The organism is Ruegeria sp. AL1 (assembly GCF_056540905.1).
Genome location: NZ_JBQFXP010000014.1, coordinates 32,767 through 48,291, shown reverse-complemented (window position 1 = coordinate 48,291; position 15,525 = coordinate 32,767). Strand labels below are relative to the sequence as shown.

Below are 15,525 nucleotides of genomic sequence, written 5' to 3'. Positions count from 1 at the left end.
GGGATGTATTTGAAACACGCACTTCGTGCGGCGACTGCGTTGACATTCGTCGCCACGGCAGCAGCCCATGCGCAATCCATAACAATCGCGACCGTGAACAACGGCGACATGATCCGGATGCAGGGTTATACCGACAAATTCACCGAGGCGACCGGCATTGATGTGGAATGGGTGACGCTGGAAGAAAACGTGCTGCGTCAGCGCGTGACCACGGACATCACCACCAAGGGTGGCCAGTTCGACATCATGACCATCGGTATGTACGAAACGCCGATCTGGGGCGCAAATGGTTGGCTGGTGCCGCTGGACGGGATGTCCGCCGAATATGACGTTGACGATCTTCTGCCTGCGATGGCTGGCGGGCTGAGCCACGAAGGAACGCTGTACGCTGCCCCGTTCTATGGCGAAAGCTCAATGATCATGTACCGCACTGACCTGATGGAAAAAGCGGGCATGGAGATGCCCGAAGCCCCCACATGGCAGTTCATCCGCGAAGCGGCTGCGGCCATGACTGACCGGGACAATGACATCAACGGTATCTGCCTGCGCGGTAAGGCTGGTTGGGGCGAAGGCGGGGCCTTTATCACTGTGACCGGTAATTCCTTCGGTGCGCGTTGGTTTGATGAAGACTGGAAGCCTCAGTTTGATCAGCCCGAATGGAAAGAGGCGCTGACCTTCTTCGTCGATATGATGAGTGAATCCGGCCCGGCGGGCTATGCGACAAACGGATTCAATGAGAACCTGTCACTGTTCCAACAGGGCAAGTGCGGCATGTGGATTGATGCCACGGTTGCGGCATCCTTTGTAACCAACCCCGACGACTCGACGGTTGCCGACAAGGTGGGCTTTGCGCTTGCGCCTAATTCGGAGGGTGTCGACAAACGCGCCAACTGGCTCTGGGCCTGGGCGCTGGCGATCCCGGCCGGGACCCAGCAGGAAGATGCAGCCAAGCAGTTCATCGAATGGGCAACTTCGAAGGACTATATTGAGCTGGTGGCTGAAAACGAAGGCTGGGCCAACGTACCTCCGGGCGCGCGGACCTCGCTCTATGAGAATGACAACTACAAGGATATTCCATTCGCGAAGATGACACTGGAATCCATCCTTCTGGCTGATCCACAAAATTGTTGCGCGCAACCGACGCCCTACACTGGCATCCAGTTTGTCGCGATCCCGGAATTCGCAGGCATCGCCACGCAGGTGAGCCAGGAATTCTCGGCGGTCTATGCCGGACAGCAAACGGTGGATGAGGCGCTGGCCAAAGCGCAGGCCTTCACCGCCGAAGAAATGGAAGCCGCAGGGTACTGAGGCATCCTCCCCAGTGGGGGACAGGCGATCTGTCCCCTGCTCCCCACTTCCACACTCCGCGTTTTTCTCGCAGGCTAGGCTATGCCTGAACAGAGAGGTCTTGCGTCATGGCTACCCAACATTCCAGATCCGTTGCCCGCCTGATGATGGCACCCGCAGTGGTCCTGCTGCTCGGCTGGATGCTCGTGCCGCTGACGATGACTCTGTATTTCTCCTTCAAGAAATACCTGCCGCTTCGCGGTGGCGATCTGGGCTGGGTCGGGTTTGACAACTACGTCCGGTTCGTCTCCTCCAGCACCTTCTGGCCCGCTGTACAGGCAACCCTGCTGATCGTCGGAGGCGTGCTGGTCATTACGGTTGTTCTGGGCGTTTTGCTGGCAATGCTGCTGGATCAGCCGATGTGGGGGCAAGGTGTTGTTCGTATCCTTGTGATTGCCCCGTTCTTCGTGATGCCCACCGTATCCGCGTTGGTCTGGAAGAACATGTTCATGGACCCGGTGAACGGCCTGCTGGCCCATCTGTGGCGATTTTTCGGGGCCGAGCCGATCTCGTGGCTCTCTGAGGCCTCCATGACCTCGATCATCATGATCGTGTCTTGGCAGTGGCTGCCCTTTGCCACGCTGATCCTGCTTACGGCGATCCAGTCGCTGGACAGCGAACAGCTGGAAGCCGCCGAGATGGATGGCGCGCCACCGCTGAAACGCTTTTACCACATTATCCTGCCGCATCTGAGCCGCGCGATCACCATCGTGATCCTGATCCAGACGATCTTTCTGTTGTCGATCTTTGCCGAGATCTTCGTGACCACGGGCGGCGCATTCGGCACCCGTACACTCACCTACCTGATCTTCCAGCGCGTGTTGGAAAGCCAGAATGTCGGCCTCGGATCAGCCGGAGGTGTCTACGCCATCATTCTTGCCAATATCGTTGCCATCTTCCTGATGCGCATCGTCGGCAAGAACCTGGACGCGTGAGGAGATAAGACCATGGCCCGCGCTGTCACAACCCGCCGCAAATCGCTGAACACCGCCTTCGCCTGGGCCGTTGGATTGCTGATCTTCTTCCCGATCCTCTGGACCATCCTGACCAGCTTCAAGACCGAGGCGCAGGCGATTGCCAGCCCGCCCTTGTTCCTGAACTTTGATTGGACGCTTGAGAACTACGCCATCGTGCAAGAGCGTTCCGATTACATGCGGTTCTTGTGGAATTCGGTCATAATCGCCGGGGGATCGACCATACTGGGCGTGATCATCGCGGTGCCTGCCGCGTGGGCGATGGCATTCGTCCCATCCAAACGCACCAAGGACATTCTGCTGTGGATGCTGTCCACCAAGATGCTGCCTGCAGTTGGCGTTCTATATCCGATCTACCTGCTGTTCATCCGACTGGGCCTGCTGGACAGTCGCGGAGGGCTGGTCGTTGTTCTGATGCTGATCAACCTGCCGATCATCGTCTGGATGCTGTACACCTATTTCCGCGAAATTCCGGGCGAGATTCTGGAAGCCGCACGGATGGACGGTGCAACGCTGAAAGAGGAAATCCTCTATGTCCTCACCCCCATGGCCATCCCCGGCATCGCCTCGACCGTGCTGCTGAACTTCATTCTGGCATGGAACGAGGCGTTCTGGACCCTCAACCTGACAGCGGTCGACGCCGCCCCGCTGACCGCCTTCATCGCCAGCTATTCCAGTCCCGAAGGTCTGTTCTTTGCCAAGCTCAGCGCGGCCTCGACCATGGCGATTGCACCAATCCTGATCCTTGGCTGGTTCAGCCAGAAACAACTTGTCCGCGGCCTGACCTTCGGCGCTGTGAAATAAGGAACCCGACACATGGGACGCATTCAACTCAAGTCCGTGACCAAAAGCTTCGGCGACGTGCAGGTCATTCCCCCGCTGGACCTGACCATCGAAGATGGCGAGTTCACCGTCTTCGTCGGCCCATCAGGTTGCGGTAAATCCACCCTGCTGCGCCTGATCGCCGGGTTAGAGGACATCACCAGTGGCCATATTGAGATCGACGGGGTGGATGCCACCGATGTACCGCCTGCCAAACGCGGATTGGCGATGGTGTTTCAGTCCTACGCGCTTTATCCGCATATGTCGGTGCGCAAGAATATCGCGTTTCCACTGCGCATGGCAAAACTGGAACAGGCCGAGATCGATCGGCGTGTCGAAAGCGCGGCAAGTGTTCTGAACCTTGCCGATTACCTTGATCGCCGTCCGGGCCAACTGTCCGGCGGCCAGCGCCAAAGGGTGGCCATCGGACGAGCCATTGTCCGCGAACCAGCGGCCTTTCTGTTCGACGAGCCGCTCTCGAACCTTGACGCCGCTCTGCGCGTCGGTATGCGACTTGAGATCAGCGAGCTGCATGAACGGCTTGAAACCACGATGATCTATGTCACGCATGATCAGGTTGAAGCCATGACAATGGCCGACAAGATCGTCGTCCTTCAGGCCGGTGTGATTGAACAGGTGGGCACTCCGCTAGAGCTTTATAGAACACCGCGCAACCTGTTCGTTGCCGGGTTCATCGGCTCGCCAAAAATGAACTTCATTCAGGGAGATGAAGCCGTCAAACACAACGCCCACACCATCGGCATCCGTCCGGAACATATCGCTGTATCAGACAGCGACGGCACATGGTCGGGCGTAGTCAGTGTATCGGAACACCTCGGCTCTGACACGTTCTTTCACGTACATGAAACCGGGCTGGCTGAAACGATCACTGTACGCGCCGATGGCGAGGTCGGGTTCCGTCATGGCGACCGCATCCACCTGACGCCACGTGCGGACGTAATCCACCGTTTTGATGCGGAAGGCTTACGGCTCGAATGATGAAACCCGTGCCGCAAAGACACATAACGGCCAGGTTGCGCCGCGACCGGTTAGAGGAGGTGCCTTCAGACATAAGGACACCGCTTTATAGATTTGAGGATCTGTCTCCGGGTATCGTTCATATTGGTGTAGGCAATTTCCATCGCGCGCACCAGGCGTGGTACATCCACGAATTGATGCAACTCGGTCAGGCGCGGGATTGGGCGCTGATCGGCGCGGGGGTTCGGGATTATGACGTGCAGATGCGGGAAAATCTGCGTGCGCAAGACTATTTGACCACGCTGATCGAGCTTGACCCATCCGGTGTCTCGGCCGAAATTATCGGGCCGATGATAGATTATCTGCCAATTCAGGCCGATAATGGACCGCTAATCCAACAGATGGCTGAACCTGCCATAAGGATTGTGTCTCTCACGGTGACAGAGGGGGGCTATTATTTGGATGCCAACACCGGTGTATTCGATGAGACCCATGTTGATATCCAGTATGACGCGCGAAACCCCGATCAGCCCCGTACGGTGTTTGGCGCTTTGGTCGCGGCGCTGAACCGGCGTAAGTTGGCGGGGTTGGCGCCGTTCACGGCGTTAAGCTGCGACAATCTGCAGGGCAATGGAACGATTTTGCGAAATTGCGTGGTCAGGCTGGCGCGCCTGTCCAATCCCGATCTTGCCGATTGGATTGAGCAGCACGGCGCATTCCCCAATTCAATGGTCGATTGTATCGTTCCCGCGACCACTAATGAGGTCTTGGATCAATGCCACGCGTTGGGGATTGATGATCTTGCACCGGTCACACATGAAAACTTTCGTCAGTGGGTCATTGAAGACAATTTCTGCGCGGGTCGGCCGCCTTTGGAAAACGTTGGGGTAACGATCACAAAGAACGTACACAGCTATGAAAAAATGAAGTTGCGGATTTTGAATGGGGGCCATCAATTGCTGGCCAATGTTGGGGAAATCCTCAACATGCCAACGATTTCCGATTGTATGGATGATCCGCAGATTGCTTCTTTTTTCGAAAAAGTTCAGACCGAGGATATTCTAGGGCATGTGGACTCGGTGCCGGGAATGACTCCTTCGGAATATCTGAAACTGGTTGGCGTACGTTTCGCGAACCGCTCTATTCGAGACACAACACGACGCGTGGCTTTCGACGGATCATCCCGGCATCCCGGTTTCTTATTGCCCACTTTGCGCGAAGCGCTGGCTGCCAAGGCATCAATTCGGGGTCTCGCTCTGGCAGAGGCATTCTGGTGCCGGATGTGTGCGGGAACGCGTGAAGATGGGTCGGCGATTGTCGCCAATGATCCGCTTTGGAATGTTCTTCACGGCAGGGCGACGGCCGCACGTCATAACCCTCGTATTTGGATTGAAGCCGAGCAATTTTATGGCAACCTGGCGAAGGACGAGCAATTTAAGGCTGCATTTACCCGTTGGTTGCGTCAGATAAGGGAGGAAGGGAGCCGTGCAGCAATGCAGTCGTATTTGAGCGAAGCGGTTTGAGTGATCTGGCGTATTTTGGTCCGCGTTGTTTTTGTTGCAATATCTATGCGTGTAGCTTGTAGTCTGAACAAATCCACTTAACGCGCGCCTTAATGAGGCAGCAAAAGACGGATGTCTTTAGCGCCAGCCCGGGTCGGGTTGCGATTTCAGGCGGCGCAGGGTCTGTGATGGTAACTCGCCAAACAGAGCAGAATAATCTTTTGCAAATTGCCCCATGTGCCAAAAATCAAATCGGTTGGCGGCCTCAGCGACAGATATCTCCCCCTTGGTGCGGACCAATTCAAATCGCACCCGGTTGAGCCGCAGACGATTGAAATACGCCTTTGGGCCGACCCCGAATTCCTCCAGAAACGCGCGGTTGATGGTGCGCCACGATGCGCCGACTTTGCGACACAATTCTGAAATCGGGATAATGTCTTCCTCGGAAAGGGCCATCAGTTCGACTGCTTTGCCAAGGACATAGCGGCGGTTGTGCACCGGGCGGTCGTCATACTCGGCTGCGCCACCGTATAAAATGGACAAAACGTCAAGGGCCAGGCTTTCCATCAGTGGTTTCGTCCAGAGTACGGTTTCTGATGACAGCAGCTTTTCTATCCGTTGTTTCAGAAAACGTAATCGATTGGTTTGTTCGTCCGGGTCAAATGCAGATGTGGACATGACACGCTCCGGAACGTCCAGTCCGATCGCATAGGCAAAGTCGATGAACATGGCTTCAGAAAAAACCAGGTTCAAGCCTTTGTGGCGTTCGTTGCTGCAACTCTCAAACCCGGTGGCAGAACCAAAAGTCAGCAAGGGATCGCCGGATATCTCCTGTGCCTGCCAGTTGTCGAGGCCATCTGTGTCGGGAATTCCGAAGGTCAGATACCCTTGCGGAGGAGCGCCGGTCTGATGGACAGCGCAGTTCATCTGGATTTTGCTGACCATGCAGTCGGCCACACCGTGCAGAACGACCTCTGATCGCAGATCACCCGGTCCCAATTGTCTGAAATCCAGATCCCATGGCGTGAACCTGTCAAGCATGTTGGGATGCTCCGGGCGCAATAGCATACGCCGCGACAAATTCGGCGCGAAGTGTTCAGTTGGCGAATTTTTGATGCTTCCGTCCATCTGAATCTGATCTGCTGCCCTTAGAGGCAATTTTCTTTGGTAATTCGCAGGTTAACTGGGGCAGCCAAGATCAATCAAGTGTTATCCGATGCCGCAGAACGGCAACGGAACCATGGCACGCGACTGCCAGAGCGATCTGCGGGTCTTTCTGTACGGGGAAACTGTGCTGGCAAACGAGGCTTCGGATGTGCGGTTTCAGCATGACCAAGGCCATTCGGCCATCTGAAATGAGAGGGGTTCCGATTTGAAAAAAGTATATCGTTTTACCGTTGCCGCAGTCGTCGCTGCGGTCATACCGGCGTTTGTTTCGGCTCAGGAAAATCCGATTTCACACGATGCCGAGTACTATATCCTGGCAGCGCAGCACCAAGATCAATGGGCTGCGGACAATGCGGCTGTCGATGCGGCCCTTGAAGAGTTTCGGTCGCGAAATGACGGCAGGCCGCCAAACATCCTTTATCTTCTGATCGATGACCTTGGTTTCGGAGATATGGGCATCCCCGAGTTGAACGCCGTCAGGGGATATGAAACACCAAACATCAATGCCTTCTCGGATGAGGCCATGCGGATGGTGCGCATGTATACAGAGCCCTCATGCACCCCGACACGTGTTGCGTTCACCACAGGCCGGTTGCCGGTGCGTATGAATATGGGTGACACGGCCGTTGATATTGCCGGTTTCGGACTTCCGGGCAAAGAAGTCACGCTGGCTGAGGTCCTAAAAGAGGCTGGGTACAACACCAGCCATGTCGGGAAATGGCACATGGGCGACATTCGCGAAAGCTGGGCGATGAACCAGGGGTTTGATTATGCTCAACACGCTGTGCACCAGCAAGGGCAGCTGACCATTTTCAACGATGACGCCATTCGCGAACAGGTGTCTGTCGGCATCGGAGATTTCACACCCGAATACACGATTGACGATTTTTTTCGCCCCGATGCCTCGGCCATGGCAACGGTCATTGAAGGCGAGGCGGGCGGTCCCATAAACGAAATCCGCATGACGCCCGGCGAACGCTGGAATGCGGAAAAATACGATGAAATGAACCAGGCGTTTCAGGACAAGACCGTTGAAGAACTTCGCCGTCTAGCCGCCGAGGACGCGCCGTTTTTCCTGCAATATTGGCCGATGATCCCGCTGGACAACACCCGCGCCGGTCGAACCGGGCCGCAAAGTGCAAATGGCGGGCTTTATGTCGACAAGATGCAACTGCTCGACAGCTATTTTGGTGAGATTTTCGCCGAGCTTGAGACGCTGGGCCTCGAATCCAACACGGTTGTTGTTGTCATGGGCGACAATGGGCATTTTACAAAATACTCACCCCAGTCCGGGTTCACACCGATGATCTATCGCGGGGGAAAGGGCGACACCACCGAAGGTGGAATTCGTGTGGATGCTTTTATTCGCTGGCCCGGTATGATTGCGCCTGACGCGAACCTTAACAGCATCATCCATGTCTCGGATCTCTATACCACGTTTGCGCGGCTGGCAGGCGCGACGGACTACATCCCGCGTGACCGACTTGTCGATGGAGTCGATCAGTCGGCTACGATTTTGTTCAATGATGAACAAAAGGCCCGCCGGGACAGCGTCATCGTTTACTCGGGTAACGTTCCGAAGGCCATCGTGAAAGACAAGCTCAAACTGAATTTGCCGGGTCCGGGCGAGAATCCGATTGGCGCGGATTTCTTTGATATCTTCCGGGATACGCACGAGAAATACCCCGTTTCGGCAGAAGTTGGCGCGTGGGGTGGTCAGGAGTTTGTGCGCATCCTCGGGCGGCACATGGCGCGGAAGCAGAAGTTCCCGGACGAAGAAAACGCAAAAGACGTACCATATGAGGGAATCGAGAATCTGCGACCAGAAACGCAAGCCGCAGTCCAGCAGTTCAACGTAAAGCGCGCTGCGGTCCAGCAGTAGATTCCGTTCAGAAGAACAACGAAACGAAATGGATAAGGTGCAGAAAAGATGCGTACTTACCTTTTGGGCTTAGCGATTGTTCTGTGGACTCCCGCGACGGCCATCGCAGAAACGGCGGTGTTTTCCGACAGCGGAACGGTTTCATCGGAATTGACTCTTTATCTCTTTGCGCCTGTATCGACCACTGGAACGTCGACCGTCGCAGGCCAGAGTGCGGATATCGACCTGAACCTTTCAGACGCCCTCGATGTGCTCGATTTCACGATTTCGGGGCGGTACGAAAGGTGGAGCGAAAGCTGGGGCCTGATTGTTGAAGGAAATCACCTCAGTATCTCGGATGACGCGGCGGTCACGTTGCCCGGACCTGTCGGCGCTGGTCTGGATGTGGATGTCGAAACCGAACAGAATTGGCTGAGCCTGATGGGTGCCTACCGTTTCGGGCGCGGCGTTACAGCGGCGGGTCAGTCCTATATCTTCGATGTCTCGGCCGGTGTCAGGTACAACTACCTGCGCCAGGAAGTATCGATCACGGGTCCGATGTCAAATTCCATCGATCTGGGCGGAACCGAGACCTGGTTCGAGCCGGTGATAGGCGCGCGTGCGGCCATGACGCTGACGGATGACTGGACGACCGCAGTCATTCTGGATGCCAGCGGGTTTGGTGTCGAAGACAACGATCTGGCCTTCAGCGCCAGTTGGGCATTCAGCGGGAAAATCAGCGACCGGACATCGATACGGTTAGGCTATCGCTATTACAGCATGGATTTTGAGACCAACCGGTCCGATGGGCTGTTTGGCTATGATGTCCAACAGCACGGACCGTTCATCGGACTTGGCTACAGTTTCTGAGGGTATCAATGCGTTCGATATCGAAAAGCTGGACCGCATTGCGTGACATTTCAAGAAACCTGACCGGGGCGCTGCGGAATTGGAGATGCGGGCTCCTCAGGCCGTGTGAAAAATCTGTCACTGTTTTTTTGACCTGTGCTCTGCTTGCAGGGTGCGGCAAGGCGCCAAATCTGGTTGGGATTGAGACGACTGTTCCGGTCGAAACCACCCCTGACCTCAACAAACACCGCATTTTCATCGCAACGTCGCGAGCGGCGTCTTCTGATCCAAATGAGTTGTTTTCCGGGCAGCGCGGCAGCGGACTACAGTTTGCTGCGGTCGAAGTGTCCGTCCCAAAGAACAGAAAGACAGGGTCGGTCAAGACGCCGTCGCGACCACCTGCTGATCCGACCAAGCATTTCGTGATCGATGACCCGGTTCGGTTCCAAGAACGTGACGCATTTCGCGGGGATTTGGCAGCCTATCTGAGGGCGCGGCCCGCCGATCAGAGAGAGATCTTGCTGTACGTGCATGGCTACAACACCAATACTACCGAAGCGATCCTGCAGATTACCCAGTTCGTCGAAGATACCGGCTATGACGGAGTGCCGGTCCTTTTTACCTGGGCGTCAAGCGCAAACACGCTCAAGTATGTCTACGACCTGAATAGTGCGCTGGTCGCTCGTGATGACCTTGTGAGTATGTTTCAGACAATGGATATACCCGCCGTGCAGGGTTACGATGTCGTTGCACATTCCATGGGAACCTTTCTTGTCATGGAAGCTTCGCGCCAAATCGTCATGACTACCGGGCTGAATCCAACCGGCAAGGTGAACAATGTCATTCTGGCCGCGCCCGACATCGACATTGATCTGTTCAAGGAGCAGATCAAGCTGATCCCGGAAAATCAGCGCAACATAATTGTACTTGTGTCCAATGACGACAAAGCCCTGCGTGCAAGTCGACGTGTGGCTGGAGGAGTCTCGAGGCTGGGGCAGAGCGATGTCAGCGAGTTGTCTGAACTTGGGGTCATAGCTATCGACCTCAGCGATGTGGAAGACGCGGATTCCCTGTCGCATTCCAAGTTCAAGAATTCACCGCAAGTGGTCCAATTGATAGGAGAGTCCATCAAATCCGGGGCCAGCTTCAACGACGGTCCGAAACTGGGGCTGGGTCAGACGATTGCCGTAACGGTCGAAGGGACACTGGACGTTTTGACACCGGGTTCTCAGTGACCGGGGATCAAAGTCAAGCTGAAACAAAAGGAATAAGGAAAAGGAGAAATACATGTCCGGCATTTTGCGATCCCAATGGTGTGCCGCAGCGATAGCTTTCATGATTTCAATATCGCCCGGGGGTGTTCAGGCGCAAAGTGAGTGCCCTGCCAATCCGGAAAAATCTGCGACGCTCACATTCTCGGGAAACACGGTGGCTTTCATCGCTGGGTATAGATGGGGAGAAGGCATTCTGAAACTAGAGAATGGGCAGGAGTTTCCGTTCACCGCGCGCGGTCTGAAGGTGGGCGAAGGGGGATTACGCAGTGGGGAAATTGAAGGCACAGTCTATGGAATGACCTCGCTGGACAGCTTCATTGGTCATTACAAAGGCGGTGCTGGTGCGTTTATTCCGGGACTTGCCAAAGGGGATATTCAGCTTGTGAATTCCGAATGCGTTTCAATCGTGGCGACGTACAAAGCAGAAGGCGCCTCGATCTCATTGCCGTTGAACCAGAAAATCACCATCCAATTCGCAGGCGACTAGCCGGACGCCGTCTCCTTGAACGTTAGCGCATCCCAGATCCAGTCATCAAGTGCGGGGGCAGATGGAAGTTGCAGCGATACAAAATCAGATCGGTCTTCTCGCACATTGGTGGGATTCTGCTGATCCGCGTGTTGTAGTTGCCGCTTTGCTTTTCCCGGTGGCTGTCTGGCTGATGCGCGGCGTTTTTGCGAACATAACAACCGGTCTGGTTGCGCTTGCAGCTTCGAAACTGCAAATTTCCATAACGCGCGACGTGCAGGAAGGCGCAAAGCCCGCGGCATCTGCCTTATGCGTCTGTCTAGCAGCTTTTCTTTCGTTCCAGGTACTCACGCTGCCGGGCCTGCTAGCGGGCTGGGTGGAGACCATTGTGCGCCTCCTTTTGGTGTTCTCGGTCTTTTGGCTGATTGATGCGTTTCTCCAATGTGCATTGGCGCAGGTTTCCGATCTGGGAACGGGAATCCAAGTCATCCGCAAAACCTGGCTGCCGCAATTCATCCGACTGCTGCTTGCCATTCTCATGCTCGTTGTCCTTCTGAAAAACTGGGGCATTGATCTGGGACCGGCCCTGACCGGTCTCGGCATTGCCGGGGCTGCTGTGGCTTTGGCCGCACAAGATCTGATCCGTAATCTGATTGCCGGAGTGAATATCGCCGGAGAACAGAGATTTTCCGAGGGTGATTGGGTTAATTTCGGGGCGGGCACGGACGGAATTGTCGAGAAACTTCAGCTCAGATCGACGGTGATCCGGAAATTCGACCGCTCGGTCATTCATGTCCCGAATGCAGAGCTGGCAAATGCCCCGCTGATAAACTTCTCGTCCCGTACAGCGCGCCGGCTGCAATGGAAGATCGGCGTGCCATTTGACACAGAGCCAGAGCGCATCCGCGAGGTGTGTACCCGGATCTCTGGCTTTATCGAGTCAAACCCGCAATTCCAGAAAGATGCAGATACGCAGAATTTCGTGACGGTTTTCTCAGTTGAAGACTGCTGGATTACGCTGCTTGTGGATTGCTTCGTGGGCGCGAACGAGTGGGAGGCTGAGTTGCGCGCGCGTAACGACCTTGCGTTTGAAATCAAACGAGTTTTTACGGAAGCTCGTGTCGAATTTGCATTCCCGGGCCAAAACGTGTTCGCCGAGGTGAGTGTGCGGTGATCCCGCTTACTCAGTCCTGTAGAATTGCACGTTCCCATTCCGCGATGAAATTTCGGTTCTTGAATTGGTCAAGATACACCAAAAGACCCGGTCCAAGCCTGATGCGCCGCAACGCATTTTCGTTCGCATCCTCCAACATGGTGGATTGCAACAACGGTGAAGTGCCTCGTGGAAAGGTTTGCGCCAGAACGAAGTCCAGAAATCCGGCTGCCAGTCTGGGGTTTTCTGACGTAGAGGGGATCAGAACGGTTCGCAGCATTACAAGCGCAAAATCGGACGGCAAAACGATGGTAAAGGTATCTGACTGCTCGGTTTTCTCGGCGTAACTCGCGAGGACGTTATATGCGATTGCCAACTCACCGTTGATGACGTCGTCGATCATGTCAGACGTGCAGCAATAAAGCTTGGGGTCCAGCGTTCCCATGACTTCCGTCAGGCGCCAATAGGTGTCCGAGGCCCGCGCATCCTGTGTTGCGAACAGATACCCGGCCCCGGATTCGCGAATGTCATAGGTGCCTACCTGTTTCTCGAAAGCCGTGGGGTTTTGGCGCAAGATATTGATCAGCTCCTGCCTGTTTTCGGGCAGCGGGATGTCCATATCTGCAAAGAACCTGTTTGAAACGACGATCCCCGCAGGTTCCTGTGTGAATGCAAATACCATTTCGTTCCAGACGGCCCAATCGGGTAAATCCTCGGTTTCGTTCGAGCTGTGGCGTTGTGCCAGCCCGTCATTTGCGAGCTTCGTCTGCAGGTCCATGGCGCTGGATATGGCCAGATCGAACGATAAACCTTCCTCGTAAAGGGCGTGCATCAACTCGGTTGAACTTGCCACTGTGTAGTCGACGGCGACATCGGGGTGGTCTGCCAGATAAGACCGGATCATGGGTTCGAAAAAGTTGATATCGGCGGTGGAAATGATCCGCAAAACCTGGTCGGCGTCCTCTTTGCCGAAAGTCGCGTGATCCTCGACTTCAAAGGCGCTGGACGCCGACGCCAAGACGATCATTCCAAGGGAAATGATAAGACCACGCATGCGCCACCTCCTGCTTTGTTTGTCAGCTTCATCGTGCCGCCATGCGCGCGGACCACTTCGTCAACGATGGTCAGACCCAGCCCGGATCCGACCACGCCCTGCGCGTTCTTACCCCGTGCAAACCGGTCCAATAGTTTGTCCACTTCCAGATCGGGAAAGCCCAATCCAGTGTCGGATACCTGAATGGTAATGTCCGATGGACCCTTCTCAACCGAAACTTCGACTAGGCTGTCCCGGGCCGAGTATTTCAGCGCATTGTCCAGAAGATTGTGCATTGCATTCTGCAAAAGGATGGCGTCGCCCCGAATGACGACGGGATCAAGGCGGACGGTTCTGACTTCAACCTCTTTCATCTCGGACAGCGGTTGCAGACGCGCGACCGTTTCCTGCGCCAGCGTATCGAGGCGGATGGTCTCTTTGGACAGGTCATCGGTGCGGAACGTTACCATTGCGTGATCGAGCAATTGGCCCGCCGTCCGGGAACTTTCGTCAATGGCCCGGATCATTTCGCGGACCGCTTGTTTGTTTTCCGGTTTTTCGACCCGCCGCAGTGTGATTTCAGCCTGAGTGCGCACGATGGCAAGTGGCGTGCGCACACGATGAGCGGCCTCGGCGATGAAATCCTCGGATCGGGAAAGGGAATGTTGCAGACGACCCATCAGGGTATTCAGCGATGATACCAGCGGGGCCATTTCGCTGGGAACCGGGGCCGCGACCGGGCGCAGATCGCTTGGCCCCCGGCGCGAAACCGAAGCCGTCAACCGGTGCAACGGGTCAATGGTGCTGCGTGCAATCAACACCGCCAGCACGGTCGACAGCGCAAAAAAGCTGAGGCCAACGCCGAGTGAAATACGCGAAATTCGGGCCAACGTGCGGTTCAGCCCGGTCAGCGTCTGAGCCACGGATATTTCCAGAAAGGCCTGACCTTCATCGGTGGAGAAACTACGCCGGGTGGATGCGATGCGGATGTCCTCACCCAGATATGAAGCCGAGCGAAAGGCCGTATCGCCTCTTGCGTAGTCTCCGGATTTCGGAAGGTTTTCATATCCGGACAGAAACTCATCGTCTAGCCGCATGGCATAAAAGGCTTTTTCGTCCGTCACGCTGTCCAGCATCGACAGTGCCGAATAGGGAAGATCGATCGAGACCTCGCCATCTGTCACGCGTGCACTATCGAGTATCGAAATCGCTGATGCTGCCAGAATATTGTCCTGACTTTCCTGCGCGATCTGCCGGGCAACCGATTGTACCACGACATATAAAAGAACCCCCAGCACCGCTGCGCTGAACAACAGCAGGATCAACAAGCGCCGACGAATGGATCCTTTGGTCTTCGGGGCCGTCATCTCTGTTCCAGTTTATAGCCCAGTCCGCGCACAGTCGTGATGGCCACGTTTGAACCCTCAAGACACCGGCGCAGACGCCCGACATAGACCTCAATTGCATTTTCCGAGGCTTCCTCGTCATAGGAAAACAACCGGTCAACCAGCTTGGATTTGGAAAACAGCTGGTTGGGCGCGTTGATGAAAACTTCGAACAGGCGAAGCTCTCGGGTGCGCAGGCGCACCTCGGAACCACCGATCTTCAGTGCTCCGGCCAGAGAATCATATTCCAGATCACCAAAGGAAATCACGTTCCGGGCTTCACCTCCCCGACGTCTTAACACGGCGCGACAGCGGGCTTCCAGCTCGGAAAAGTCGATCGGTTTCACCATGTAATCGTCGGCACCAAGATCCAGCAACCCGACCCGGTCCGAGACCTCGGATCGCGCGGTCAACACGATAACCGGCGTGCGGGATTTGGCTTCGCGGCGGCCTGCCAAAAAGGTGCGCCCGTCCCCGTCTGGAAGCATAATATCCAACAAAATCAAATCGTAATCGGTTGTGGCCGTGAAGTCATGTGCCGTTGCCAGATCTGCAGCGTGGTCCACGACGTGACCGTCCAGGCTCAGGCGGTCCACGACGGCGCGGGCCAGCGTTTCATTGTCTTCGATCAGCAGGTATCGCATCGTCGGATTCGGCTCTCTGGGCCTGTGTCAGGTCCGTGTCAGATTAGATTGTCAAAGTCCCAAAACATGA

Annotated in this window: 14 protein-coding genes; 10 read left to right on the top strand and 4 right to left on the bottom strand. The window is 55.6% G+C overall.

Translation table 11 applies throughout. The features are described from left to right. Positions 1–3: 3 nt before the first annotated feature. The 5 genes from ACRZ9X_RS19925 to ACRZ9X_RS19905 all read left to right on the top strand — a co-directional run bounded on the left by ACRZ9X_RS19925 (position 4) and on the right by ACRZ9X_RS19905 (position 5,644). Positions 4–1,308: an ABC transporter substrate-binding protein gene (locus tag ACRZ9X_RS19925; RefSeq protein ID WP_480521820.1), complete on the top strand. Its 1,305-nt coding sequence runs from the start codon at positions 4–6 to the stop codon at positions 1,306–1,308. Between the two features lie 107 nt (positions 1,309–1,415). Further along, positions 1,416–2,282, top strand: a complete 867-nt coding sequence (locus ACRZ9X_RS19920) for a carbohydrate ABC transporter permease (RefSeq protein WP_170712197.1) — start codon at positions 1,416–1,418, stop codon at positions 2,280–2,282. Between the two features lie 12 nt (positions 2,283–2,294). Next, positions 2,295–3,125, top strand: a complete 831-nt coding sequence (locus ACRZ9X_RS19915) for a carbohydrate ABC transporter permease (RefSeq protein ID WP_480521819.1) — start codon at positions 2,295–2,297, stop codon at positions 3,123–3,125. A 12-nt stretch (positions 3,126–3,137) separates the two neighbouring features. After that, positions 3,138–4,142, top strand: coding sequence for an ABC transporter ATP-binding protein (locus ACRZ9X_RS19910; RefSeq protein ID WP_480521818.1), 1,005 nt, complete (start codon positions 3,138–3,140; stop codon positions 4,140–4,142). Continuing rightward, entirely contained in the window at positions 4,142–5,644 is a 1,503-nt protein-coding gene (locus tag ACRZ9X_RS19905; RefSeq protein WP_480521891.1) for a mannitol dehydrogenase family protein, read from the top strand. The genes ACRZ9X_RS19910 and ACRZ9X_RS19905 overlap by 1 nt, the downstream gene beginning before the upstream one ends. Positions 5,645–5,761: 117 nt before the next feature. Here the strand turns inward: ACRZ9X_RS19905 and ACRZ9X_RS19900 are convergent, their stop codons facing one another. Continuing rightward, the gene (locus ACRZ9X_RS19900; RefSeq protein WP_480521817.1) at positions 5,762–6,664 is read right to left on the bottom strand and encodes a helix-turn-helix domain-containing protein; all 903 of its coding nucleotides are present in this window, start codon (positions 6,662–6,664) and stop codon (positions 5,762–5,764) included. Between the two features lie 331 nt (positions 6,665–6,995). Here ACRZ9X_RS19900 and ACRZ9X_RS19895 point away from each other — a divergent pair, with 331 nt between their 5' ends. The 5 genes from ACRZ9X_RS19895 (at position 6,996) to ACRZ9X_RS19875 (ending at position 12,414) form a co-directional block, all read left to right on the top strand. Next, the gene (locus ACRZ9X_RS19895) at positions 6,996–8,672 is read left to right on the top strand and encodes a sulfatase-like hydrolase/transferase (protein WP_480521816.1); all 1,677 of its coding nucleotides are present in this window, start codon (positions 6,996–6,998) and stop codon (positions 8,670–8,672) included. A gap of 48 nt (positions 8,673–8,720) precedes the next feature. Further along, positions 8,721–9,521, top strand: a complete 801-nt coding sequence (locus ACRZ9X_RS19890) for an outer membrane protein (protein ID WP_480521815.1) — start codon at positions 8,721–8,723, stop codon at positions 9,519–9,521. A gap of 128 nt (positions 9,522–9,649) precedes the next feature. Then, positions 9,650–10,735, top strand: a complete 1,086-nt coding sequence (locus ACRZ9X_RS19885) for an alpha/beta hydrolase (protein ID WP_480521814.1) — start codon at positions 9,650–9,652, stop codon at positions 10,733–10,735. Positions 10,736–10,787: 52 nt separating this feature from the next. Then, positions 10,788–11,261, top strand: coding sequence for a hypothetical protein (locus ACRZ9X_RS19880; RefSeq protein ID WP_480521813.1), 474 nt, complete (start codon positions 10,788–10,790; stop codon positions 11,259–11,261). A gap of 253 nt (positions 11,262–11,514) precedes the next feature. Beyond that, positions 11,515–12,414, top strand: coding sequence for a mechanosensitive ion channel family protein (locus ACRZ9X_RS19875; protein WP_480521812.1), 900 nt, complete (start codon positions 11,515–11,517; stop codon positions 12,412–12,414). A gap of 10 nt (positions 12,415–12,424) precedes the next feature. Here the strand turns inward: ACRZ9X_RS19875 and ACRZ9X_RS19870 are convergent, their stop codons facing one another. From ACRZ9X_RS19870 to ACRZ9X_RS19860, 3 genes are read right to left on the bottom strand one after another with little or no spacing between them, the layout of a single operon-like run. Then, the gene (locus ACRZ9X_RS19870; RefSeq protein WP_480521811.1) at positions 12,425–13,447 is read right to left on the bottom strand and encodes an ABC transporter substrate-binding protein; all 1,023 of its coding nucleotides are present in this window, start codon (positions 13,445–13,447) and stop codon (positions 12,425–12,427) included. Next, entirely contained in the window at positions 13,417–14,793 is a 1,377-nt protein-coding gene (locus tag ACRZ9X_RS19865) for a sensor histidine kinase (RefSeq protein ID WP_480521810.1), read from the bottom strand. Before ACRZ9X_RS19865 ends, ACRZ9X_RS19870 begins: the two co-directional genes overlap by 31 nt. Continuing rightward, positions 14,790–15,455 carry a response regulator transcription factor gene (locus tag ACRZ9X_RS19860; RefSeq protein ID WP_480521809.1) on the bottom strand — a complete coding sequence of 222 codons (666 nt, stop codon included), beginning with the start codon at positions 15,453–15,455 and terminating at the stop codon, positions 14,790–14,792. Before ACRZ9X_RS19860 ends, ACRZ9X_RS19865 begins: the two co-directional genes overlap by 4 nt. Between the last annotated feature and the right edge of the window lie 70 nt (positions 15,456–15,525).